The sequence below is a fragment of the Sporosarcina contaminans genome, assembly GCF_042679045.1.
Lineage (GTDB): Bacteria > Bacillota > Bacilli > Bacillales_A > Planococcaceae > Sporosarcina > Sporosarcina contaminans.
Map to the genome: position 1 here is coordinate 57591 of NZ_JBHTLT010000135.1, position 24788 is coordinate 82378.

Genomic DNA, 24788 nt, shown 5'->3' on the forward strand with positions numbered 1-24788 from the left:
GCCGATGAAAAATAAGTAGTATATTACCCCAATAACGCGGGCCGTAAAATGATACGGTAGCCCGATGAATGGGATTTTACAATGTGGGAACTGAAATGATCCCGGGAGGTTGCATTATGACATTGTTCCATTTTACAGGAATTAAAGGATCAGGCATGAGTTCGCTTGCGCAGATTCTTCATGATTCTTCATATGAAGTGCAAGGATCGGATGTTGAAAAGTATTTCTTTACAGAAGATCCGTTGCATGATAGAAAGATACCAATTTATCCTTTTGATGAAAAGAATATTAAGCCTGGAATGACTGTTATTGCAGGTAACGCATTTCCGGATAGCCATCCAGAAATTTTGAAAGCTAAAGAATTGGGTGTTGAAGTAATACGTTATCATAAATTTTTAGGAACTTATATGAAACAGTTTACTTCAATCGGCGTGACAGGAACGCATGGAAAGACATCTACGACCGGGCTTTTGGCACATGTTCTGTCAGGTAGTTCGCCAACTTCCTATTTGATAGGTGATGGTACAGGAAGAGGAGTAGAAAACAGCGAGTTCTTTGTTTTCGAAGCATGTGAATACAAACGACATTTCCTTGCTTACGAACCTGACTATGCAATTATGACGAATATCGATTTCGATCATCCCGATTACTTTAAAGATTTATCAGATGTGATGGACGCTTTCGGTGAGATGGCACTTAAAGTGAAAAAAGGAATAATTGCTTGCGGCGATGATCCACATTTGCAGCATATCCAAGCCAATGTACCGGTTGTCTACTATGGCTTCGATGATCATAATGATTTCTTAGCCCGCAATATCGTGAAGACGGAGAGCGGATCGTCATTCGATGTGTATGTGCGCAATGAATTTTATTATACGTTTACTGTTCCTCAGCCTGGCGATCATGCAATTTTAAATGCTTTAGGCGTTATTGCGCTTTGCCATTATGAAGGAATTCCCGTAGAAGTCGTCCGGGAAAGGTTATCGAACTTCCATGGTGTGAAACGGAGATTCACTGTAATGGAGTCATTTGGAAAAGTAATTATAGACGACTATGCGCATCACCCGACAGAGATTCGGGTGACATTGGAGTCAGCACGTCAAAAGTATCCAAATAAAGATATTATCGCAATTTTTCAACCGCATACTTTTACGCGGACAGCAGCGCTTCTTTCGCAATTTGCGGAAAGCCTTTCAAAGGCGGATTATGTTTATTTATGTGATATATTCAGTTCCGCAAGAGAGAATTCGGGTACTTTGACGATACAGGAGCTCATCAATGAAGTCCCTCATGCCAAACATTTGGATATTCATCATATTGATATGTTAGACGCTCATGGAGAAGCCATTTACTTGTTCATGGGTGCTGGTGATATTCAGAAATACTTGAATGCATTTAAGAGCCATACTGAACAGGAAGAGACAGCTTGATCGTAGGATCGGCTGTTTTTTCACGGCTTGTCATGGAAAATGCTATCAATTTGTATTTATTGAAGGAAAATGAGGAAAGATGTCGAAAAGGTTATAGAGAATAGCGTTTAATTACCTAATGTAAAGGGTAAAAATTGTTTATGGAGCGTATTCGGGAGGTGGCACTGCCATGGTGAATCTATTGTATATTGCGGCGATTGTTGCCGCAGTGGCATTTTTAATTTTATGTATTAGTCTTTCAATGACGTTAGGCTCGTTGAAGAAGACGATGAAAAGCATGTCTGAGACGATGGACGGCTTAAAAGATCAATTGGAAGGAGTTACAACCGAAACGACTGAACTTCTTCACAAGACGAATGCACTTGCGGATGATATTCAACAGAAATCCGAAAAGCTGAATACTGTAGTGGATGCAGTGAAAGGGGTGGGTGAATCGGTTAATGGGCTGAACCAATCCGTCCGGAAAGTTACAGATTCCATCACAACAGAAGCTGAACGGAATAGCGAGAAAGTCGCTCAAGTCATTCAATGGGGCAATGTTGCGATGAATATCGCAAACAGAGTGAAGGAAATGAAATCGACTCGGTCGACAGGTTGGACAGTCTATAAAGCAAATCCAAACCAAAAAAGACTGCCAAGCCCAAATCAAAGGTAAATGTTTAGAATCCGACATGAACATGCTGTAAGCTGCAAACCTTCAATCATTCGATGAGTGGAGAAATAGTAAAGGTAATGCAGAGAAGTACGAAAGAGTGGATACGAAATTTTTACTTTATTTCATAGGAGGAATTGACATGACAGAAAAACAAAATTATAAACCGAATTACAGTGATTCAAAATATGATCACCAATACGATAGCAACCGATATAAAAATACTTTTGGCGAACCTTCGAATCTGCCAGTAAACTACCCATATCGTTCTACAAATACGGATGATTTTTACCGTGACGAAGATAACTCTGGTGCTGGAAGCTTTCTTTTGGGCGCTTTAGTCGGCGGTGTCATTGGGGCTGCTGCAGCACTGTTCCTCGCACCTAAGACTGGTAAAGAAATGCGTGATGACTTTTCTGAGCAAGCTGTCCAAATTAAAAATAAAAGCATTGAACTGAGCGCTGTCGCAAAAGACAAGGCGACTGAATTGACGTCTGTTGCAAAGGAAAAGACGGATGGTCTTACAAAATCCATTCAAGAGCAATCCGGACAATTAGTTGACAAAGTGAAGTCGATGGCTAATAAAACTTCTCTACCGATGGACGATGGAACAGTTTCTTCAGAAGGTGAAGAAGCTGTCGATTATGTGGATCCTAATAAGGATAAAAATAGTGATCCTAAAAACCAATCAACTAAAAACAGCGATGTTGCCTATGACAATAGCGAAAACTTGGGAGACAATAAAATTGTCAATCAAAATAATATTTCTGTTGAAAAGGAAAAAAAGTGAAATAAAAAGTAGAGGCAATTTGGTTAGCCTCTACTTTTTATTTTCTTGATTATAGTTTAATTTGCAATTCGTCTCCAGGATAGATAGGGTCATTAAAGCCAATCGGCGAGCCATTGCGCAATAATTGATAAGTTGTTGCAGCAGTTTTTGGAAGCGTATAGTCGATATAAGCAAAAATGTCACTAAAGCAAAGTGGATCATTCGTTTCGGATACATCGATGCGATCTCCTACGTTCACTTCATCTTTTTCACTCGCAGGCTTGCCGTTCAAAAGAATCGTTCGTCTGTTCATTTCCAATGAAACAGGCTCTCCGTTGAAAGTAACTTCAATTTTTGAAACTGCGGGAAAATGGAGCGCATTAAGGACATCTTTAACTGATGGCAAAGATGTTGTAAATGTAATTTCGTCTCCATCTTGTATTTTGTAAGTAGGTGGAACAATCTTTTCTCTTACAGCAAAGAAAGGACCTAAGGTAGGCAAATTTATTTTTTTGCCATTATGTACAACATGAAAAGGATGGTTCATTGGCACATTCGAGTTTCCGATTAACTCGCTAATTTCTGTTTTCCTTTTAAACAGTATTTCGTCCCGGTCCTTAACAATGGTTTCTCTATTGGCCGCAATCCCATTGAGAAGAATTTCCGGCTTTATCATCATTTCTTCTCCATTTAAGTGTATATGGATCGGATCCATGTCATCACCAATAATTTCTTGCACTGTAGCTGACGCATCTTTGCCATCAACTCCGGCTGTTAGATGGATAATATCTCCAGTTTTGATCAAATCTTTTATGCTTGCCTGTTTGCCATTCAAATAAATAATAGAAGGTTTGCCATGCTCTCCTGGAATCGTAATTTGTCTGCCGTTAATAGAAATTGTCATTCCGAGACCCGGTTTGCCATATAATTGCCGGGCTTTGACGTTGGCAGCTAAAAGTGCATCTCCTACCGTCATTTCTTTTAATTCAAATAGACGTATTGTCTTGTCATTTACAGTAACGGACATATAATGAATCGGTGCTCTTTTTGCAGCGATTGCAATGCCAATCGGTGTCACTAACGCGGGTGAAGATGAAATCGATTCAGAGAGAGTCACTTCAGTAAGCGCGTCAAGCCCTCGTATGGCAACCCGGTTTTGTGGCAAATTAAGCTTTTCACTAAGTATATTGGGCAACTGAGGCGTTAAGCTTCCTCCACCGACGACCATAACAGCTTGCGGGGACTCCCCGTTGTTTAGGCGCAATATTTCCTCGGCAATGTTAGATGCCAATTTGTCGATCGACGGTTGAATGGACGCTATTACTTCTGCTGATGGAATTCTGTTTTCAAATCCTAATATATCAGTGAGTACGATCTCTTCTTTAGTGTTTAGTGATCTTTTGACCGTTTCAGCAATCGGAAAATCCAATAAATAATGATTGCTTAACGCTTCTGTTACTTCATCTCCCGCAATTGGTACCATGCCGTAAGCGACGACTGTATTTTGTGCTGTGATTGCAATATCTGAGGTGCCGGCCCCTATATCAACTAATGCGACATTCAAACGTCTCATCGAAGGAGGAATGAGCACATTAATGGCCGCAATGGGTTCGAGGGTTAGTGCTTCCATTTCCAAATTAGCCCGTTTCAATGCTGATAATAGGGATTCCACTACGACGCGGGGAAGGAAAGTAGCAATGACATCGACTGTGGCTGTGCGTCCCGTTTGGTCGATTAAATTGCCTATTTCGTCGCCATCCAACTTGTAATGGAGGACTGAATAGCCTACACAATAATAATAATCGTCCGCGGTATTGGATGCGGATAGTAATTTCTGCTGTGCTTGCTGTACGGCAGCTAATTCAAGATGGTTGATATCTTCTGTGGAAAACAATGACTTATCAGAAATATCGATTGTCATCGTTCCTTCAGCCGTTTTTAAAGCTCTGCCTGCAGCAGCTACGCTCACTTGCTTTAATTCCCCATGTTTTTCCTCAAGTCTTGTTTTCATCTCGGATATTACTTTTGCAACGCTTAAAACATTATGTATTTGACCGTCAATCATTGACCGTTCCTTATGTTCGATCGTCATTAAGTCTTCAACATGGAAATTGCCATCTTGTTCTTTTAAAATGATACCTACGACGGATCGTGTTCCGATATCGAGTGCAAAAAGTTGGTTCGTCAGAATAATACACCCTTTCAACGTCAAAATGTGCGAATTTTAGACAATTTGCAGAAATGACGTGACTTTTCAAATTCATTTCATTATACTTGGACTATTATATAAAAATGTAACATAGAATTTCTGCTGAGAAAAGGGAATGCTATGTGCGGGGAGGAGACATAATGATGAGACAAAACAATTTAGACGAGTTGCGCAGCCAAGTGGATGAATTGAACATCAAGATTTTAGATTTAATCAACGAACGTACGGCTGTCGTTCAAGAGATTGGAAAAGTGAAGGAAAAGCAAGGTGTGAATAGATATGATCCAATCCGCGAGAGGGAAATGTTGAATTTCCTCATCAACACGAATAAAGGCCCGATTCCGAACGGAGTTTTGGAGCAGATTTTCAAGGGGATTTTCATGTCTGCGCTTGAAATCCAAGAAGATGAACAGCGCAATGCATTGCTTGTTTCACGAAAACGGAAATCAGAAGATACGATTGTTGACGTCAATGGGGAAAAGATTGGAAACGGGGAACCGACGTTCATTTTTGGCCCATGTGCAGTTGAATCATATGAACAAGTTCGCGCAGTAGCGGATTCCATTAAAGCTAAAGGATTGACGATGCTCCGAGGCGGCGCTTATAAGCCAAGGACATCACCTTATGATTTCCAAGGATTAGGGCTGGAAGGCTTAAAAATTCTTAAACGAGTCGCTGATGAAACAGGGTTGTCGATTGTGACTGAAATTATTACACCTTCTCATTTGGAAGAGGCATTGGATTATATCGATGTCATCCAGATCGGTGCGCGCAATATGCAAAACTTTGAGTTGCTGAAAGAAGCGGGAATGGTCAATAAGCCTGTCCTGCTAAAACGCGGCCTATCAGCTACTATCGATGAATTTATCAATGCGGCGGAATATATCATTTCAAAAGGAAATACCCAAATTATGCTTTGTGAGCGCGGTATCCGGACATATGAGCGCGCAACGAGAAACACTTTGGATATTTCTGCGGTTCCAATTTTGAAACAGGAAACTCATTTGCCTGTGTTTGTAGACGTTACACATTCGACGGGAAGAAAAGATTTACTCTTGCCTACAGCAAAAGCAGCGATCGCGGTAGGAGCAGATGGTGTAATGGCAGAAGTTCATCCAGATCCAGCGGTCGCTTTGTCTGATGCAGCGCAGCAAATGGATATTCAGCAGTTTGACGAGTTTTATGAAGAAATCCAAAAGTTCATGAAAACACATCAAACGGTGTAAGGTTACGCTGAATCAATCCAATTTGTTTATCGAATGAAATGTTATGTAGACATGACTATGTTGAGCGCCGGACCTTTTATGGATCCGGCGTTTTGTATATAATGGAAGTAAGTGAATACATAATTGGCTCGGGAGGAGAATCATGATGGCTGTAACAATTTACGATGTTGCAAGAGAAGCGAACGTATCGATGGCCACCGTTTCACGAGTTGTCAATGGCAATCAAAATGTCAAACCGGCAACAAGGAAAAAAGTATTGGAATGTATCGAACGATTGGGCTACCGGCCGAATGCGGTAGCAAGAGGATTGGCGAGTAAAAGGACGACAACAGTTGGAGTCATCGTACCTGATATTTCTAAAAGCTATTATGCGGAATTGTCTAGGGGCATAGCAGATGTCGCTACGATGTATGAGTATAATATCATTTTATCCAATTCCGATAAACGTACGTCAAGAGAAGTGGAATTGCTTGAAGATCATTTAGGTAAACAAGTGGATGGCTTAATTTTCATGAGCGATTCCATTACTGAAGAAATCCGTCACGAAATGGAAACCGCTAATGTTCCGATCGTATTAGCAGGTACACTCGGTTCTGGCACTAATTTGCCAACTGTCAATATCGACCATGAACAAGCGGCGTATGAAGCGGTTAAGAAATTAATCGATAACGGACATAAACGAATTGCTTATGTGTCAGGACCCCTTACAAGGGATATTAACCGTCTGTGCAAAAAAGTTGGTTATGAAAGGGCGATTAAGGAAGCGGGATTGCCAATCATCGAAGAGTATTTTATCGAAACAGATAATACGTACGATGACGCTTATGAGCAATGGCGAAAATTGAGCACAATGAAAGAAAGGCCAACCGCCATTTTTGCCGGCAATGATGAAATTGCAGTTGGAATAATGAATGGCATCCGTGATGATGGGTTTACTGTCCCGACGGATATTGAATTGATTTGCTTCCAGCATACATTGCTGTCTCGTGCGGTTCGGCCGCAATTAACTGCGATTGTAGTACCTCTTTATGATTTAGGTGCAGTTTCCATGCGTCTACTGACGAAGCTGATGAACGGTGAGGAAGTTGAGCAAATGGAAGTCGAGCTGCCTTATCGCATTGAAGAGCGGCAATCTACTAATTAGGAAAAAAGACTGGGCTAAGATTGCATTGCATCTCGGCGTCAGTCTTTTTTTATTTTGGAAATACGATATTTTTAAAAACCGTGTTATGCATCCAAATGTTAACATGATCTAAACATTACTAATTGCTATGAAATCTTCTTCCTTAATTTCATTCCTATCAGTTAATAAAAGTGATTGGAATGCTTCAAATAAGTCCTGAATGTCTTTCCGTTCGTTTATAATGTTCATACTTTTATTGTATTGAATTTCATCGTTATATGTTGTAATTTCCAACCATTTTGTATCCTCATCTTTGCTATTCAAAAACATTGTATGAAGATCTAAATATTGACTATAAATTTCAGAGGCTTTTTGTTGAATAGTCAAATACTCATCTACTTTATCCTTTTGGACATGGTACTCATAAATTTTAACAAACATTATTTCCTCCCTTACCTTTTAATTGAATTTCAAAAGACAATGAAAGACAGCTATCTGTTGTTGACATTATTTTGCGTTACAATAAGGAATGCAACCATTCATTTGCATGTATATTTTTGATACTTACGTAGCTTGAGCTTGCAAAATAATTATGTAGCCGTTATGAGATTGAACTTTCCGTTTGCTTTAATTGCTCTTTCTTTGTGGGAATTAAGATAATTTAAGACGTCTCAAGACGATCATTTACATGCCAAGTTTAGACTGTTTAAATGACGAATGTATCATCATTGTCTAATGATATGTAAAGCCTTTTTCAACATCTGTTCGTTTTTCTCGTTGATCTCTTTCTTTCTTGGAATAGGCTCATAAAGCGGATTCGGATCTTGCCAAGTTTCGATTAAAGGTACAGGTGATTCAGATTGATATTTAGACAGCCACTCTTCGGGCAAACGGCCTGTCGGAACAGGCAATTGATTCATCGCAAGCCAAATATGCGACCAGGCTCTCGGCACGACTCTCCAAATATCGTAGCCGCCGCCACCTACAGCTATCCATCGACCGTTGCAATACTTCTCGGCAATTTCTCTTGCGATGCGTGGAATTTCTTCATAAATTTTCATCGTGCCATATAAATGTGTCAATGGATCGAAATAATGGGCATCAGCGCCGTTTTGAGATAAGATGACATCTGGTTTAAAGTATGCGGCTACTTCTTCTATTGCAGTCTTGTATATATGGAGAAAGGAATCATCTTCTGTAAATGCATCGATCGGGAAATTGAAAGATTTTCCGTATCCTTCTCCATTTCCTCTTTCTGTTATATTGCCCGTTCCGGGGAATAAATATCTGCCCGTTTCGTGAATGGAGAACGTGCAAACAGATGGATCATCGTAAAATGTCCATTGAACTCCGTCTCCGTGATGGGCATCGGTATCGATGTATAGAACGCGCGCTCCATAATTTTGTTGCATATATTTTATAGCGACGGAACTGTCATTATAGACGCAAAAGCCTGAAGCTTTCCCTTGGAAGCCATGGTGGAGGCCGCCCCCTAAGTTGACTGCGTATCGTGAACGCCCAGCCATTACTTCATCGACAGCCGTTAATGTACCACCGACTAACATAGCGCTTGCCTCATGCATATTCGGAAAGATTGGGGTATCCTCCGTTCCGATGCCGTAAACTGATCCTACTTCCTCCGTAATGAAACCTTTTCCAGCCTGTTTGACAATCTCGATAAATTTGGGGTCATGTACTAGTAGCAGCTCTTCATCTGTTGCCATCCGAGGTGGAATGATATTATCCTCCGTAATTGCATCGATGCTTTTAAGCAAGTCCAAAGTTAGTAGGATTCTTTTTTGATTGAACGGGTGTGTATCTGAAAAAGAATATCCAAGTTGCTCTTCTGAAAATATGAAAACTGCGTTTTTACTCATAGGTTCATGCCTGGTACATTCGGCCAAAGAACTTCAAACCCGTTGTCCCTCAGTCCTTTAATGACGTTTAGCGGGTTCATTGTTTTGATCCGAATGACTAAAATTTTATTGTCTTCATTTTCTTTGTCAGGATAAACTAATACACTTAAAACGTTCAATTTATGTTCGTAGAAAACTTTGGACACTTCGAAAAGAATGCCTGGAATATTAGGAACACGCACTTCGATTTGGGAGCCGGGCTGATGGGCGCCGGTCAGTTCAATATATTTGTAAAGCAAATCGGTTTCTGTAATGATGCCGACTAACTGATCGTCAGAAACGATAGGAAGACAACCGATTTGATTGTCATAAAAGATGACAGCAGTTTCTTCGACAAAATCCATAGGATGGCCTATAAGTGGATTTTTAGTCATAATTGCTTCCAAAGGAGTTTTGTAAACGTTTACATCTGCGAGGCCGGAAAGGGTGGAAGGTACAGCCTCTTTCAAATCCCGATCGGTTACAACACCGACAACTGCCCGATCAATTGTAATTGGCAAATGTCGAATTTTCTTTTCCTTCATTAATTCAATGGCATCTTGAATAGTATGTGAAGGAGAGAGGGAGGCAACCTCCCTTTTCATGATTTCTTCTATAAGCATTGCAAATCCCTCGCTTTCAATACATAAATCGGTTCATAAAACGCAGGTTATCGAACTGTTGGATGGATTCCTGATCAACGCGTTTTCCGATTCTCGCCATTAAGCAATTAGCAGGATGAGAGCTTATTTCAGGGTCATCGGTTGCGTAATATTCAAGACCCCCTGCATTCATCATCTTTTCCATCACTTTTCGATATTCCCATACGTTGAGCTTTGTGCCTTTTAAATCCCAATGCCAATAATACTCGGTCGTTAAGATAATATAGTCTTCCATCGCATTATCCATCATAGACACTTCTAATAACGCTTTTCCGACTCCACCGCTACGGAATTTTGGGATGACTTCAATTGCACCAAGCTCGATCAAATTTTCCATATTGCCTTGCGACCATCTTTCCAGTGGATCGGGATATAAATAAGTGACATACCCGACAACTGTATTCCGTTCACGCGCAATGATGATTCTACCTTCAGGCAAATCAGCAATCTCAATAAGCGCCTTATGTTGCTGTTCAGGGGGTCTGAAAGCGACGAGATGTTCATGGAAATCAAGTTTCGAAAGTTCCGTTCTCGCGATCGGCCCTTCGATGATCAGATCGCCATTCCGATGTTTCACTTCCATCGCATTGTATGTTTTTACATGATCCAATACATTCACCGTCCTAATATGAGTAGCCCTATGTATGAGTATACAACAAATTCATCTGTGCGGATGAGAAAAATTTGTGAAAGTTAATTGGCAATACTAAAAAGTTGAATTTATTAGCCAATACAATGAAAATGCGATAGAATTATAGGGTCAACATTTTTTCGGAAAGGGTGAAGAGAATGGAGAGTAAAGTGTTACCGGTCATTCAAGGGGACTATACGTTAAAAGATTATGACCAAATGGTGAAAAATTTTAGCTGGGAGGATGTAGAAAAGGAATTCAGTTGGCATGAAACAGGTCTCATCAATATTGCACATGAAGCAGTAGACCGTCATGCATCATCTTATCGAAAAAACAAAGTGGCGCTCTATTATAAAGATGCCAGCCGAAAAGAAGCATATACTTATAATGAAATGAAAAGAATGTCCAATAAAGCGGCAAATGTATTACTGAATCATTCAACATTGCAAAAGGGGGATCGGTTCTTTATTTTCATGCCTCGTTCACCTGAACTGTATTTTGCATTATTAGGCGCGTTGAAAATGGGTGTCATTGTTGGTCCTCTTTTTGAAGCATTCATGGAAGGGGCTGTGTATGACAGACTATCGGATAGCGAAGCAAAAGCAATTATAACAACACCTGAATTATTGGACCGCATACCGTTGGATAGACTTCCTCATTTAGAAACTGTTTTCTTAGTAGGAGATTCTATTGAGGAGTCAGATAAATTTGTAGACTTTAATAAAAAAATGAAAGATGCTTCAATGCATTTTGAAGTGGAATGGCTCGATCGCGAATCGCCGACGGTACTTCATTATACATCAGGCTCAACAGGCAAACCGAAAGGCGTTTTGCATGTGCAAGAAGCAATGGTCCAACAATTGCAAACGACACGCTGGGTGCTTGATCTGCATGATGAGGATATTTTCTGGTGTACAGCGGACCCTGGCTGGGTGACGGGAACGGCTTACGGTGTATTCGGGCCGATGTTGGCCGGTGCAACATCGGTAATTGTCGGCGGAAGATTCTCTATCGATACTTGGTACGAAGCGATCCAAGACTATGGTGTTACGGTTTGGTATAGTGCGCCTACGGCATTCCGTATGCTTATGGGGGCAGGTGTAGGGCCGATGGAAAAGTACGATTTATCGTCGCTTCGCCATATTTTATCGGTAGGAGAGCCGTTAAATCCAGAAGTCATCCGTTGGGGGATGGATGTTTTTAAAATGCGCATTCACGATACGTGGTGGATGACGGAAACTGGAGCCCAAACTATTTGCAACTTCGCTTGCTTGCCGATTAAATTAGGATCGATGGGCAAACCTGTGCCTGGCATCGAAGCGGCAATTGTGGATGACCAAGGCAATGTGCTTCCTCCAAATAGAATGGGGAACTTAGCAATTAAAAAAGGATGGCCTGCGATGATGAGGCAAATTTGGAACAATCCCGAGAAATACGAATCCTACTTCATGAATGATGAATGGTACGTATCCGGTGACTCTGCTTATATGGATGAGGATGGCTACTTCTTCTTCCAAGGCCGGGTAGATGATGTTATTATGACGAGCGGTGAAAGGGTTGGGCCATTCGAAGTGGAAAGCAAACTGTTAGAACACCCTGCAATTGTTGAAGCTGGTGTTATTGGGAAACCGGACCCGGTTCGCGGAGAAATCATTAAAGCATTCGTCGCTCTTCATGAAGGATATGAGCCTACAGAGGAATTGGAAGATGACATTAAGCAATTCGTGAAAAAGGAGCTCTCTGCACATGCTGCGCCTCGTGAAATCGAGTTTAAGGACAAGCTTCCGAAAACGCGTAGCGGCAAAATTATGCGACGTGTCCTAAAAGCGTGGGAGTTGAACCTTCCAGCGGGGGATTTGTCAACGATGGAAGATTAAGATGAAAGATAGCTATGAGGGATGGAGAATGGTACCCCTATCATAGCTTGACAACGCTTGCCGAGCGGAAGGCAGTTTATGTTCACGCCGTCCTGCAATACCTAAATTTCCGCAAAGAAAAAAGGAATACTGCAAATCGAGAAAACAATGAGCTCGATTTGCAGTATTTTAGCGTTTGTCAACAAACTGAGGACCTCTGCTATGGCAGAGGTCCTTTTTCAGTCGTCATCCTCATCTTCTTCATTAGTAGGAGGAGGTGTTCCTGGGGTTCCGTTTCCTCCTTGATTGTTTCCGTTGCCATTATTGTTTCCGTTTCCGTTGTCGTTATTTCCGTCGTTCGGGTTATCAATCCCATCACCATTGTCTGGAGGCGAAACCGGAGGAATTTGTTCATCCTCATCTTCAAGGTCGTCTGAATCGTCCTGTCCATCTACTGAAACAATATTCGAACCAGCTGAAAGCAAGCCGGTTATATCAACAGCGCGTACATAATAATTTCCTGGTCCGATCGGCAATGAATTGGCTTCTCCATCACGGATTGTCGCAATTTTTTCATCGTCTCGATAGACGTAATAACCGATGACATCATTGGAAGGAGATTCCGTCCAAACGATATTGGATCCACTTATCGATGCATGTACTGTTTCTGGTGCTGCTCCATCAGGGGAGAACACCGAGCCTGAAACAACTTGCGAAGCAAAAACTGAATTAGGTGGGAACAGCTTCGATGCATCCCCGCCCCATGGTCCTAACATACGATCCATGAATTCCTGATTGACACCTGTGCCACCTTGTACGATAAATTCAGAAGGTGTTGATGGCAATGCCATGTAACGTTTGCCTTTAACAGATACATAGGATGCACTAATGATGCTGTCATCCGCCTTTGTCGGCAACATCACTTTTGAATTGAATAAATCAGATCTAACGAGACCTGCAGCTGAGCAAGCTGGAGATGGTGCTAATCCAGAAATACCACAGAAAGAACGATTGACGACTCCCGCTGGCTGTTGGAATCTGTTGCTTGCGCCAACTATATCGGGTTTCGTTTCGTTGGCCGTGTTCAGTAATCGACTGAAAAGAATGCTCGTACGTGTTGTCGGATGCATTTGTCCGGATCCTCGTGTATAAAGCTTTCTCGATTGATCTTTGTAACCGAGCCATACGCCCAAGGTAACATTCGGATTATAGCCGACTAACCAAGCATCTCCATATCCTTGTGTTGTGCCTGTTTTGGCAGCCAAATCAAGATTGAAATTTAAGTATTTAGGAACCTGCTGCCCAGTATTGCCTGGCTTGACGACATCGCGAAGCATATCTGTAATAATATAGGAAGTTTCCGGGCTGAATACATCAACAGGTTCGACTTCGTGTTGATACACGACATTCCCATTCATATCCTCGATCCGTTCAATCATATATGATTCAATAAATTTCCCGCCATTCGCAAATGTTGCGAAAGCATTTGTATTTTCCTCTACGCTAACTCCACGTGTCATACCGCCATAAGAAGTGGAGTAGTTTGTATAGTCTTCAGGCATCAACTTGGAGAAGTTCATTTTTTCAAGGAACTCCGCTGGACGCCGATCGATGATATCTCTATATAATCTTGCGGTAGGAAGGTTGAGCGACTCAGCCAACGCCTTCCTAGCCGGGATGATGCCGTTTTCAACTGTAGCAATGTAGTTTGTCGGACTCCATTTACCGCTTCCATCATTGATTTCAAAACGGACATCGACGACTGGGCTACCTGCTCCGATAACGCCATATTCGATTGCTGGTGCATAGACGAGCAAAGGCTTCATGGAAGAACCATTTTGACGATACGCTTGCGTTGCATGGTTCACATTCGTAAGCTGGTGATCGCGCCCGCCGATGAACGATAAAATTTTGCCTGTCTGGTTTTCAAGCATGATCGCACCGACTTGCACTGGGTCATCTTTTAGTACCGTTTCGCCTGTGCTTGCGTCTTTCTCTTCTCGTGTATAGGTAAATCCGTAATATTCGAAGTCCTCGCCGATTTTATTCATTTTGTCGTAAAGGTCTTTATCGATCGTCGAATAAATTCGATAGCCTCCTGTTCGCATTTCACGTTCGGCTAAAATTCTATATTTCTCTTCTAATTTTTCTTCTACATCTAAACGCTCCGGGTCCACGCCATCTTTTTCAGCTAAAATACGGGCTAAAATACCGATCGTCCGCCCTTGGATTTCCTGTGTCAAATAAGGATAGCGATCTGTTGCGCGCCTTGTCGGTTCACGAAAATCTTGCGTAATATCATAAGCAATCGCAGTTTCATATTCCTCATTTGAAATATATCCAGTTTCTTTCATGCGGAATAGGACAGTTTTCATCCTGTCAATGCCGGGCTTAATATTTTCTTCGTTTTTCAAGCCTCCGCCGTAATAGCTGCTACGAAACGGTGTATAAGCGAAAGGAGCTTGCGGTATACCCGCTATATAGGCAGCCTGCGGTAAGTTAAGATCTTTTGCCTTTATACCAAAAATACCTTCCGCAGCAGTTTCGATGCCGGCAATATTTTGACCTTGGGCATTTCTACCATATGGAATAATATTTAAATAGGCCTCTAAAATTTCATCTTTGTTCATAAAGTGTTCAAGTCTAATGGCTAGTAATATCTCTTTCGCTTTTCGTTCATAGGATACTTCATTCGTCAAAATTTGGTTTTTGATCAACTGCTGTGTAAGCGTAGAGCCACCTGTTTGGCTTGAGGAGTTGGTGACGTCTTGAAAAAGTCCTCGGAAAATAGCTTTCGGCACAATTCCGTTATGCGTTTCAAAATACTCATCTTCAGTTGCTAATACTGCATCTATGACGTAAGGCGACACTTTATCCAATGTTGTCTCTTTTCGTTCGATGTCTGAGCTCACTTTACCAAGATATATATTGTCGGCAAAAAATATTTCAGAAGTTTCTTCGTAATTGAAAATAGCATCGCGCATTTCAGCTTTCGGTCGTAGAGGTTCCTTTGCTACGAGAGAAGCGAAATAACCAGCACCGACAGAAGCAGCGAAAACGCTAAGAGTAATGCCAAATACTAAAAAGAGCAAAAAGAGGTTCCAAATGACGCCAGATGTAATGCGGACGCCTTTTGCCCATCTTTTCTTTTTCATTGATTCAAATTTTTCTTCTATGAGGTCGATCCGGTTTCTCCTTTTTTCACTCAAGTCTTTTCCCCCCTAAAATCTTTCCTATTATAGCATATTTTTTAGAATGCCATAGATTATGTTTGACAATGACCTATTTTATACTACAATAAGGGATATATATTTTTTTCGCATGATGAAAAAGTCGGAGTAGTGACGATAGATCCGTTTAGAGAGGCAGCGGTTGGTGAAAGCTGTCCGGTATATCGTTTACGAATTACAGCTTTGGAATGCGGACGCGTACGCAGGCGTTATTGTGTTTGAAGCGGAGGTTTATTGTAAATGCCTCAAGCCGGGTGGTACCGCGTTAATTGACAATGTGTTTAACGTCCCTGCATGATTCTTTGAATCGTGTAGGGGCTTTTTTATATTTAAGGAGGGGTTTCAATTGGCGAACGAATTATTGGAGGACTTGGAATGGAGAGGTCTTCTTTACCAGCAGACTGATGAAGAAGGTCTTACGAATCTGTTGAATGAAGAAAAGATTTCATTATATTGTGGTACAGATCCGACAGCGGACAGCTTGCATATCGGTCATATTGTTCCATTTTTGACATTGCGCAGATTCCAGAAACACGGCCATCGCCCGATCGTGCTTGTCGGGGGAGCTACGGGAATGATCGGCGATCCGTCATTCCGTGCAGATGAGCGTCAGCTTCTTTCGGATGAGCAAATTGCAAATAACATTGCGGGCATCCGCAAGCAATTGGAGAAGATTTTTGATTTTGGCAATGAAAACGGGGCGCTCTTAGTCGACAATAAAGATTGGTTCGGTGACATGAGTGCGATCGATTTTCTTCGGGACTACGGAAAATTGTTAAGCGTCAACTACATGTTAGCGAAAGAAAATGTTGCATCCCGTTTGGAGACAGGAATCTCTTTCACGGAGTTTTCTTATATGCTCATTCAAGGTGCAGATTTCAATCACTTGTATGACAACTACAATTGCCGTGTACAGGTCGGCGGATCAGATCAATGGGGCAATATTACAACAGGGCTTGAATTTATCCGTAAAACGCATGATGAGAATGCAAAAGCTTTCGGCATTACAATACCACTCGTTACAAAAGCTGATGGAACGAAATTCGGAAAGACTGCAGGAGGTTCAGTATGGCTTGATCCGAAGAAGACATCGCCCTATGAGTTTTATCAATTCTGGATTAATACTGCAGACGCAGACGTTATTAAATACTTAAAAATCTTCACGTTTATGAGCCGCGAGGAAATTGAAGCTTTGGAAAGATCCGTACAAGAAGAGCCGCATTTACGGAAAGCGCAGCATGCATTGGCGGAGGAAATGACAAGATTAATCCACGGGCAAGAAGCTTTAGATCAGGCAATTCGAATTTCTAAAGCGTTATTCAGCGGTGATTTAAAATTGTTGACCGTAGCGGAAATGAAAGATGCTTTCAAAGATGTACCGACGTTCGAGATGGAAAAAGCGGATAAAAATATCGTTGATTTTATTGTAGAAGCTGGTGTATCCCCGTCAAAACGCCAAGCGCGTGAGGACGTAACAAATGGCGCCATTTCATTGAATGGCGAAAAAGTGACGGATACAGCATATGAGGTAGGAGCAGCAGATCGTTTGGATGATGCTTTTACAATTGTGCGTAGAGGCAAGAAAAATTATAAAATGGTGAAGTTTGATTAATGTAGATGATGATAAAAACGCCCTTGGCTCTGTGCCGAGGGCGTTTTTGCGAGTTGTGGAATGATCTGTTGATGAGATTGATCTAAGCGCTGGATTGTTGGCGTTATGCTTACTTGCTTTGATTTAGCGTAAGTCTGATAGTATTATGCGTGACCGGTAAGAATTATATGTGATGTCGTTATGCGTTTTTGTAGCGAGTTATGCGCGTTTTTTGGATGGTGTCCGTTTGCGGGTTGTTGTTTTTTTCGGTTTTGTTTTATCTAAGGATGCTTGCAATGCTGCCATGAGATCAGTGACATTGGAAGGAGCCGCGGCTGTTTGTTTTTCGCTCGCTGTTACTGTCGCTTTTCCAGATTTTTTCTCTTCAATTAAGTCCATGAGGGCAGTGCGGTATTCATCTGTATACTTAGTCGGTTCGAAGGCGGTCGTCAATTGATCGACTAAGAGGAGAGCGGTGTCCAATTCTTTTTGGACGACTGTGTCCTCATCCGGAATGTTCGGCACGTCACCGACATTGCGCACTTCATCAGGAAAATGGATTGTTTCCATTAATAGCGCTTCCTTATACACGCGAACGACGGCGAGCTGCTCTTTGGAACGAATAATAATTTTTGCAACGCCGATCTTACCAGATTCTTTCAGTGCTTTGCGCAATAAAGCATATGCTTTTCCTCCGTTGGCATCTGGCGCCATGAAATAGCTCCGCTCAAAATAGATCGGATCGATTTCCTCTAATTTGACGAAATCAATAATTTCTACAGCCTTCTCTTCGTTTTCCTTTTTCAGCTTTTCCAACTCCTCATTATCCAACACGACAAACTTGTTTTTCGAATACTCGTATGCCTTGACGATATCCTCGCTTTTCACTTCTTTATCACAAACTGGACATACTTTTTTATAACTGATCGGGGAATTGCATTCCTTATGAAGCTGCCGGAGTTTAATGTCATTGTTTTCAGTTGCGGCATGCAGTTTGATTGGAATGTTAACAAGCCCGAAGCTAATGCTTCCTTTCCAAATTGTATGCAAAGAGCTCACCCACTTTTTACGATTAGTATGGAAGAACAGCACAATCCTATGTATAGCGAAATGATTAATTCAAACACTAATGAAAAACTTGGAGCGAAAAACATGAAACCGATGCTAATGGCGGATGCAGATCAATTACCGGTAGGTAAAGAATGGGTATATGAAACGAAATACGATGGATTTAGGGCGATTCTCATTTGGGATGAAGATGGGATTCAATTGTATAGCAGGAATGAAAAATTATTGAATGACAATTTCCCTGAAATTATCGAAGAATGCCAACGTATTGAACAGTTGGCAAAGCCGTACATGCCGATCGTTTGGGACGGGGAATTGGTTTGTTTGCAAAACAATTTTAGAAGTGAATTTTCCATCGTACAAACGAGGGGACGGATGAGCAAGAAAGAAGTGATCGCTGAGCATGCGAAAACCTTTCCATGCCAATATATTGTGTTTGATCTGTTATCTTTTAACGGAGTTGATTGGACTGGTGAGCAGCTTGACAAAAGAAAGAAGCAATTGGAAAGCTGTTTTAAACAGTTTGGATTGCCGACAACTGTTCAATACAGGAATAAAATTTCCATTCAGTTAGTTGAGCAGTTTGCTCACCACGAGAAGGTTTGGTCGATCGTCAATGAACATAATGGAGAAGGAGTAATCGCCAAGCGAAAGAAAAGTTTGTGGAGCAATGAAAAGCGGACGAATCAATGGTTAAAAGTGAAAAATTGGCGGTTGGCGACAGTCATTATAACGAAGTATGAGCGAGTGAATGGATTTTTTACAGGGGCTGTTTATAAACAGGATGAACTTATTGAAATCGTAACATTCAAGCATGGAATGACGGATGAAGAAATGAAGACGTTAAGCGAATTGTTTATTGCAAATGGTAAAAATATTGGAGCTGCCGTTTATGAAATACCGCCATCAATTTGTGCAGATTTGTATTGCATCAGTTTTGATGGGAAGCATTTGCGTGAGCCGCGGTTTTGTTCTTTCCGCTTTGAGCTTGATCCTCAGCAATGTCAATGGAGACAACTATTAAGACAATTGAACCCGATTCCCGAGAGAGTTCAAGTGACGCATCCCGACAAGCCGATTTGGCCGAATGAAAGCGTGGAGAAGGACGACTATTTACTTTATTTGCAAAAGGCAGCTCCTTATATGCTTCCATTTCTTCAAAAAAGATTGCTGACGGTCATTCGCTTTCCCCACGGCGTTCTTGGGGAAAAGTTTTACCAAAAAAGCGTTCCAGATTATGCACCCGATTTTATTAAGACAGCGAGAGATGAAGATATTGAATATATTGTTTGCAATGACATCAATACATTGTTATGGCTCGGAAATCAACTTGCACTTGAATATCATATCCCTTTTCAAACAATCGATACGAAACGTCCTACAGAAATCGTTTTTGATTTGGATCCGCCTTCTGTAAACGAATTTTCGTTATCCGTTGAAGCAGCCTTGCAAATGAAAGGTTTATTTGATCAGTTTCAACTTACGTCATTCGTCAAAACGTCCGGAGGTAAAGGGTTGCAATTGTATATACCGCTCCCATTCAATACGTTCACCTATGAGGAAACCCGGCTTTTCACAAAGTTCATCGCTGACTTCCTTTGCGATCAACAGCCTGAATGGTTTACAACGGAACGATTGAAGAAGAACAGGGGGAATAAATTATATTTGGATTATGTTCAACATCACGAAGGAAAAACAATTGTCGCTCCGTATTCACCAAGAGGCAATGAATTGTCAACTATTGCTACACCGTTACAATGGGAAGAAGTAACGACTTCATTGAGGCCAGAACAATTTACAATAGACAGTGTAATGGAGCGAATGGAAAAAATGGGGGACCCTTTTCGAGAGTTTTGTACAATAGGGGAGTCGCAGCCATTCGCAATTGTACTTGAGCAGTTGAAAGGGCTATTAGGTGAATGAACAATTCCTAATGCGGGGAAAAAATGTGGGCTATTTCTTAACACATCTAAGAGATAGCCCGCTAAAAAATTGTTTGTAGTGAAGTTTAAAGAGTAGTGTGCCTGAACAGTAGGAAGCATGCTCAAACGCTATAAAATTATCGAGATTTCAGTGCCTTTATTCACTTTAGAATCAATCAGAATTTTTCCGCCGTGTAATTCGACAATTGCATTTGCAATGTTCATGCCTAAACCTTCTCCTTCTGTTTGTTCGGTAGTGTTGGTTCCTCTATAGTATCGATTAAATAATTTATTTATATCTTCTTTAGCTATCCCTTTGCCATTGTCTGTGAAGGTGATGATCGTTTGATCGTGTTCGCAATTTACTTTTACATGTATTGTCGTTTCGGGCGGATTATGTTTAATTGCATTGGAAAGCAGATTATCTACTACACGAATAAACCATTTTGGATCAATCGCTGCAACACAGGATATAGGGGAAGGTTCAAAAGTAATTTGATTTCGATATAATGTGAAATCATGTGAATGTTTTTCCACCGCATTTTGAATAAATGAATTGATGTCAACTTGTTCTTTTTGAATGGTAATCGCACTATTTTTTAATTGGAATACAAGGGAAAAATCATTGACCAAATCAACCATATATTCTGATTTATCACGGATAACCGTTCCGATTTGCTGCAATTCCTCACGGGAGAAGTCGTACTGATCGCTTTCCAACATATGGCCGTAGCCTTGTATGCTTGAGAGGGGAGTGCGCAAATCATGTGAAATGCCAGCCATCCATTCTTCTCGAGTTTTTTCCAATCGCGCTCTTTCTTGATCTGCCAACGAGAGTTTTTCCGATAACTTCGAAAAGGATTCAAAAACCTCTTTATATATGCGATAGCGAAACTTCACTTTACCATTTTTTCTGTAAATTTTTTTATGTTCTAAACCGTGTAAAACAGTGTCATATTGTTTTTGTTCAACGAATTTCAACCAATTAATTAATAAAAGCAATGGTTTGCCATATCGATAGCCATTCCAAAATGACAATATAAATGGAATGATAAGGCTGACCAATGTAATTAGTATAATGATTTGCAATTCCTCATTTGAGAAAAAGAGCACAATTCTTTCGGTATATGTGTCATTCAATTCATGGTACACCCATGAAATATTTTCAGTATCATCATTCAAAACAGTAACCTTTGTCTCGAAATTTCCCGGAACATGCATACTGCCTATTATAGAGAGCGGTTTTCTCTTTGGCGCAATGCTTTTCCCGATCGTGTTTATAAGTTTTCCGTCTTGATAGATCTCAAGCATACCTTTGTGCTTATTGATTTCTTCCTCTAACCTATTTTCATTATCTCCTTCAACCCTTCCATTATCACCATAAGTATCGTACCAGTTTTGAAGAAGCATTTGCTGTTCTTCCAAATAGCCGAATAGGAAATAATAAGGTTGTGGTTCCCATACTTCAAAATAGGTTTCCACAGTATAATTGCCTAATGTATTTGTTTCCTCAATACGAAGCAAATCATTTATTGTATACTCATTTTTTAAAGAAGAGTCGATCGTATTATGTTCGTAAATGACTTTTCCGTCTTCATTAATAATTTGCATCCAAATATTGTTTTCACGTAATGCATCTTGCCAGGTTTCATTTAGTTCAATATGATTGTCTTCCTTAAAGAGTGAACTGTACGGCAGGTTTTCTACAATTGCTTTTTTCGGATTGGATATCAACTCGGTTTTAGCTAAAAGGTGCATGCCTGCAATTAAAAATAATACAAGCATGAAAAAGGTAGCAATAAACGTAACGAATATTTGTGTGAAAAAATGGATCGCTATTCTATGCTTTAGTCTCATCTGCTTGATCCTTTACTAGTTTGTAGCCTAACCCGCGGACAGTTACTAGATGCTTTGGTTTGCTTGGATTCTGCTCGATTCGCTCTCGAATTCTTCGTATATGCACCATGACTGTATTATCGTCTGCCATATGCTCATATCCCCAGACGGCAGTAAATAGTTGTTCTTTCGATAAAACACGGTTAGCATTTTTGCAAAAGTATACTAACAATAAAAATACTTGGGCAGGGCATGGAACGATCTTGCCGTTTACGATTAATTCTCCGGCGTCTTCATCTACAATGACATTCCCAAATTGGTGGATTTTCTTATTTGTGATCATCGGTTTCGATGAAATCACATTCCGCTTCAAATGTGCTTTTATTCTTGCTACGATTTCGAGCGGGTTGAATGGTTTTGTTACATAATCGTCTCCACCTTTTTCAAAACCAGTTAATATATCCAAATCCGAAACTTTCGCGGTTAGAAACAAAATATGCGCGTCAGTATACTCTCGGATTTTTGTGCAAAGATCAAAACCATTGATGTCAGGCAGCATAACATCTAAAACAATAAATTCAGGAGCGTGCTTTTTAATCATTTCCAAAGCTTCTGTTCCTGTCGTCGCTGTATAAATGTTTGCGAAACTCTCTTTCGTCAATACCATTTTCAGCATTTGCAAAATTGCATACTCATCGTCTACTAATAATATCTTCTTTTCTTTCAAGCTTATCACCCGCATTCATCCTATCATAGTTAGTTTAACAGAACCTTAATTTTCCGTATGTACAATTAATATAGAAATAAGGTGGACGTTGATAGACAGATAAGATCAGTACGTAAGATGAAGCTATCCATAACATAAGGAGAAGTGAAAAATGGAAAATGCGAATAAGCGCGTCCAAATGATTGATGGCTTACGGGGGTTTAGCTTATTAGGAATATTATTAGCCAATATATTAATCTTTCAATATGGTTTATGGGGGAAAGATACTATTCATTTATTTACACTTACACCTGTCGACGATTGGTTTTATCGTTTTACAAAAATTGCGGTTGAAGGAAGCTTTATGCCGATTTTCACGTTTTTATTCGGCTATTCGATGATCATGATGCGAGACAGTTTAGAACGAAAAAACTTACGAATAAAATGGCACTTTTTTCGAAGGAGCTTATTATTACTTATCATTGGAATATTGCATTCAACCTTTCTTTGGGAAGGAGATATTTTAGTCGCTTACGGATTGATGGGGTTCTTTCTTTTAATGTTTCTCAATCGTAAAGCAAAAACGATGTTACTATGGGGGTTATGTTTGTTCATTTTACTTACATCGGTCACTTTGCTTACGCCGGTAGATGAAGAATTAATAGAGCCTGCCAAAATGGAAGCGCATGTTATGCAAACAACAAAAATTTATGAAAACGGCTCGTATATGGAAATATTTGAACATCGAAATAGCGGTGAAGATCCACTCACTGAAGAACTATCAGAAGGCGAGTTACTATTCATGCTGTTGTTGACGCCTTTCACAATTTTACCGATGTTTTTATTTGGAATGTACGCAGCAAAAAGGAAGCTTTTTATTCAACCAAAGCAGGAAAAGAAGCTCTATTGGATAGGCGCAATTGTGGGAATTACTTTAGGATTCACGATGAAAACGTACGGCTTTTTTATGCCAAATGAAGGCTTCGTAGGAATAGGTGGAATCATTTTATCGTTAGGATATATTAGCCTTTTCGGAGTAATTTACAGTGCAGTAGCCTCTTCCCGTTTATTAACCGGATTTGAAAATGTAGGGAAACTGTCCTTAACGAATTACATTTTACAAACGGTCATTTGCACAACGATTTTTTACGGCTACGGTCTCGGGTTATTCGGAAATCTTGGCGTGTTTGCGGCAACAACGATTGGTATCGCCATTTTTGCAGTGCAAATCGTATTGAGCTCTCTCTACGTAAAGCATTTCCGATATGGGCCTTTAGAAAAAATGATGCGTATCGGCACATATTTATCTTTTTCCATTCCAAAACAGAGGAAGGTGAAAGGAAATAGTGCTGAAGCGAATGGGTAAAAATGAAGGCAAGGGGAGTTAAGGCGGTATAGCGATCGTCCTGCGGTTAAAATAGGAATAGGAGCACAGACCGGAACCGTAGTTTGTGCTCTTATTTATTTGTAGAATGCAATAATGAAAGTATAGGGTGAGATTGATTGATTTGAGGATAATAAAAAATAGGAGTGCAAGAACAATATTTTTTATAGGTTAATAAATAGCCATTATAGCCAACATTGATAGCGTCCAGATGATGATCGTGAATGAAATGGTTAACCAATAAGCATTTTTTTTATGATTTGTTCCATTCTTTATATTCGTTATTAACGATATGAGATTTACACAAAAAATAATAGACAGAATCGGTGTTAAGAACATACCGATATAATAAAAGATCAGCATCATGTAAGAAAACACTCCTAATAACAATTCATATTTATAAAGAAGATGCACGTATTCATATAATGGACTATAATCCTTTTTATTGAAGTATAACATAACACCTCCCAACTTTAGTTTAAGCTGTTTAAAAAATGGTTCTAAATCAAATGTTGGGGTGATGTGATTTGCACGTCACCCTTTTACTTAGGTACCGCTGAGTAATGTTGATTTGCGCTACAGGGCGGACGCTTTCCGC

Annotated in this window: 19 protein-coding genes and 1 other annotated feature; of the genes, 9 read left to right on the forward strand and 10 right to left on the reverse strand. The window is 40.4% G+C overall.

Features of this window, described 5'->3' with window-relative positions; genetic code table 11:
• The first annotated feature begins 116 nt into the window (after nt 1-116).
• From murC to ACFQ38_RS18965, 3 genes are all read left to right on the forward strand, one after another.
• Nucleotides 117-1430 (forward strand): UDP-N-acetylmuramate--L-alanine ligase, encoded by a 1314-nt coding sequence (murC, locus tag ACFQ38_RS18955; protein ID WP_381482856.1) that lies wholly within the window; start codon nt 117-119, stop codon nt 1428-1430.
• Nucleotides 1431-1599: 169 nt separating this feature from the next.
• Nucleotides 1600-2085 carry a DUF948 domain-containing protein gene (locus ACFQ38_RS18960; RefSeq protein WP_336824763.1) on the forward strand — a complete coding sequence of 162 codons (486 nt, stop codon included), beginning with the start codon at nt 1600-1602 and terminating at the stop codon, nt 2083-2085.
• Nucleotides 2086-2224: 139 nt separating this feature from the next.
• A complete protein-coding gene (locus ACFQ38_RS18965; RefSeq protein ID WP_336824764.1) occupies nt 2225-2872 on the forward strand; it encodes a YtxH domain-containing protein in 648 nt (215 codons plus the stop codon).
• Nucleotides 2873-2921: 49 nt separating this feature from the next.
• Here ACFQ38_RS18965 and ACFQ38_RS18970 read toward each other — a convergent pair whose 3' ends face one another.
• Nucleotides 2922-5063 carry a cell division protein FtsA gene (locus ACFQ38_RS18970; RefSeq protein WP_381482859.1) on the reverse strand — a complete coding sequence of 714 codons (2142 nt, stop codon included), beginning with the start codon at nt 5061-5063 and terminating at the stop codon, nt 2922-2924.
• Between the two features lie 140 nt (nt 5064-5203).
• Here ACFQ38_RS18970 and ACFQ38_RS18975 point away from each other — a divergent pair, with 140 nt between their 5' ends.
• Both ACFQ38_RS18975 and ccpA read left to right on the forward strand, forming a co-directional pair.
• Nucleotides 5204-6286: a bifunctional 3-deoxy-7-phosphoheptulonate synthase/chorismate mutase gene (locus ACFQ38_RS18975; RefSeq protein WP_336824780.1), complete on the forward strand. Its 1083-nt coding sequence runs from the start codon at nt 5204-5206 to the stop codon at nt 6284-6286.
• Nucleotides 6287-6431: 145 nt separating this feature from the next.
• Complete coding sequence (gene ccpA / locus ACFQ38_RS18980; protein ID WP_381482888.1) at nt 6432-7430, forward strand: catabolite control protein A; 999 nt, start codon at nt 6432-6434, stop codon at nt 7428-7430.
• A 108-nt stretch (nt 7431-7538) separates the two neighbouring features.
• On the opposite strand, the gene ACFQ38_RS18985 is transcribed toward ccpA, so the two are convergent.
• The 4 genes from ACFQ38_RS18985 to ACFQ38_RS19000 form a co-directional block, all read right to left on the reverse strand.
• Entirely contained in the window at nt 7539-7850 is a 312-nt protein-coding gene (locus tag ACFQ38_RS18985; protein ID WP_381482861.1) for a hypothetical protein, read from the reverse strand.
• A 284-nt stretch (nt 7851-8134) separates the two neighbouring features.
• Nucleotides 8135-9286: an acetoin utilization protein AcuC gene (locus tag ACFQ38_RS18990; protein WP_336824768.1), complete on the reverse strand. Its 1152-nt coding sequence runs from the start codon at nt 9284-9286 to the stop codon at nt 8135-8137.
• Nucleotides 9283-9927: an acetoin utilization AcuB family protein gene (locus tag ACFQ38_RS18995; RefSeq protein ID WP_336824769.1), complete on the reverse strand. Its 645-nt coding sequence runs from the start codon at nt 9925-9927 to the stop codon at nt 9283-9285. The genes ACFQ38_RS18990 and ACFQ38_RS18995 overlap by 4 nt, the downstream gene beginning before the upstream one ends.
• A 16-nt stretch (nt 9928-9943) precedes the next feature.
• Nucleotides 9944-10576, reverse strand: coding sequence for a GNAT family N-acetyltransferase (locus tag ACFQ38_RS19000; RefSeq protein ID WP_381482864.1), 633 nt, complete (start codon nt 10574-10576; stop codon nt 9944-9946).
• Nucleotides 10577-10755: 179 nt separating this feature from the next.
• Here ACFQ38_RS19000 and acsA point away from each other — a divergent pair, with 179 nt between their 5' ends.
• Nucleotides 10756-12474 carry an acetate--CoA ligase gene (acsA, locus tag ACFQ38_RS19005; protein ID WP_336824771.1) on the forward strand — a complete coding sequence of 573 codons (1719 nt, stop codon included), beginning with the start codon at nt 10756-10758 and terminating at the stop codon, nt 12472-12474.
• A 218-nt stretch (nt 12475-12692) separates the two neighbouring features.
• Here the strand turns inward: acsA and ACFQ38_RS19010 are convergent, their stop codons facing one another.
• Nucleotides 12693-15608: a transglycosylase domain-containing protein gene (locus tag ACFQ38_RS19010; RefSeq protein ID WP_381482891.1), complete on the reverse strand. Its 2916-nt coding sequence runs from the start codon at nt 15606-15608 to the stop codon at nt 12693-12695.
• 160 nt (nt 15609-15768) lie between these two features.
• Nucleotides 15769-15978, forward strand: a binding site (T-box leader).
• Nucleotides 15979-16029: 51 nt separating this feature from the next.
• Here ACFQ38_RS19010 and tyrS point away from each other — a divergent pair.
• Nucleotides 16030-17295: a tyrosine--tRNA ligase gene (gene tyrS / locus ACFQ38_RS19020; RefSeq protein WP_336824773.1), complete on the forward strand. Its 1266-nt coding sequence runs from the start codon at nt 16030-16032 to the stop codon at nt 17293-17295.
• A gap of 198 nt (nt 17296-17493) precedes the next feature.
• Here the strand turns inward: tyrS and ku are convergent, their stop codons facing one another.
• Nucleotides 17494-18324 (reverse strand): non-homologous end joining protein Ku, encoded by an 831-nt coding sequence (gene ku, locus ACFQ38_RS19025; RefSeq protein WP_336824774.1) that lies wholly within the window; start codon nt 18322-18324, stop codon nt 17494-17496.
• Nucleotides 18325-18426: 102 nt separating this feature from the next.
• Between ku and ACFQ38_RS19030 the strand changes: the two genes are divergently transcribed.
• Nucleotides 18427-20265 (forward strand): DNA ligase D, encoded by a 1839-nt coding sequence (locus ACFQ38_RS19030; RefSeq protein ID WP_381482870.1) that lies wholly within the window; start codon nt 18427-18429, stop codon nt 20263-20265.
• Nucleotides 20266-20393: 128 nt separating this feature from the next.
• On the opposite strand, the gene ACFQ38_RS19035 is transcribed toward ACFQ38_RS19030, so the two are convergent.
• Both ACFQ38_RS19035 and ACFQ38_RS19040 read right to left on the reverse strand, forming a co-directional pair.
• Nucleotides 20394-22121: a sensor histidine kinase gene (locus ACFQ38_RS19035; protein ID WP_381482873.1), complete on the reverse strand. Its 1728-nt coding sequence runs from the start codon at nt 22119-22121 to the stop codon at nt 20394-20396.
• Complete coding sequence (locus ACFQ38_RS19040) at nt 22105-22827, reverse strand: response regulator transcription factor (protein WP_336824782.1); 723 nt, start codon at nt 22825-22827, stop codon at nt 22105-22107. The genes ACFQ38_RS19035 and ACFQ38_RS19040 overlap by 17 nt, the downstream gene beginning before the upstream one ends.
• Nucleotides 22828-22978: 151 nt before the next feature.
• On the opposite strand from ACFQ38_RS19040, the gene ACFQ38_RS19045 reads away from it, so the two are divergent.
• Nucleotides 22979-24172: a DUF418 domain-containing protein gene (locus ACFQ38_RS19045; protein ID WP_381482877.1), complete on the forward strand. Its 1194-nt coding sequence runs from the start codon at nt 22979-22981 to the stop codon at nt 24170-24172.
• A gap of 189 nt (nt 24173-24361) precedes the next feature.
• Here the strand turns inward: ACFQ38_RS19045 and ACFQ38_RS19050 are convergent, their stop codons facing one another.
• A complete protein-coding gene (locus tag ACFQ38_RS19050; protein ID WP_381482880.1) occupies nt 24362-24649 on the reverse strand; it encodes a hypothetical protein in 288 nt (95 codons plus the stop codon).
• Between the last annotated feature and the right edge of the window lie 139 nt (nt 24650-24788).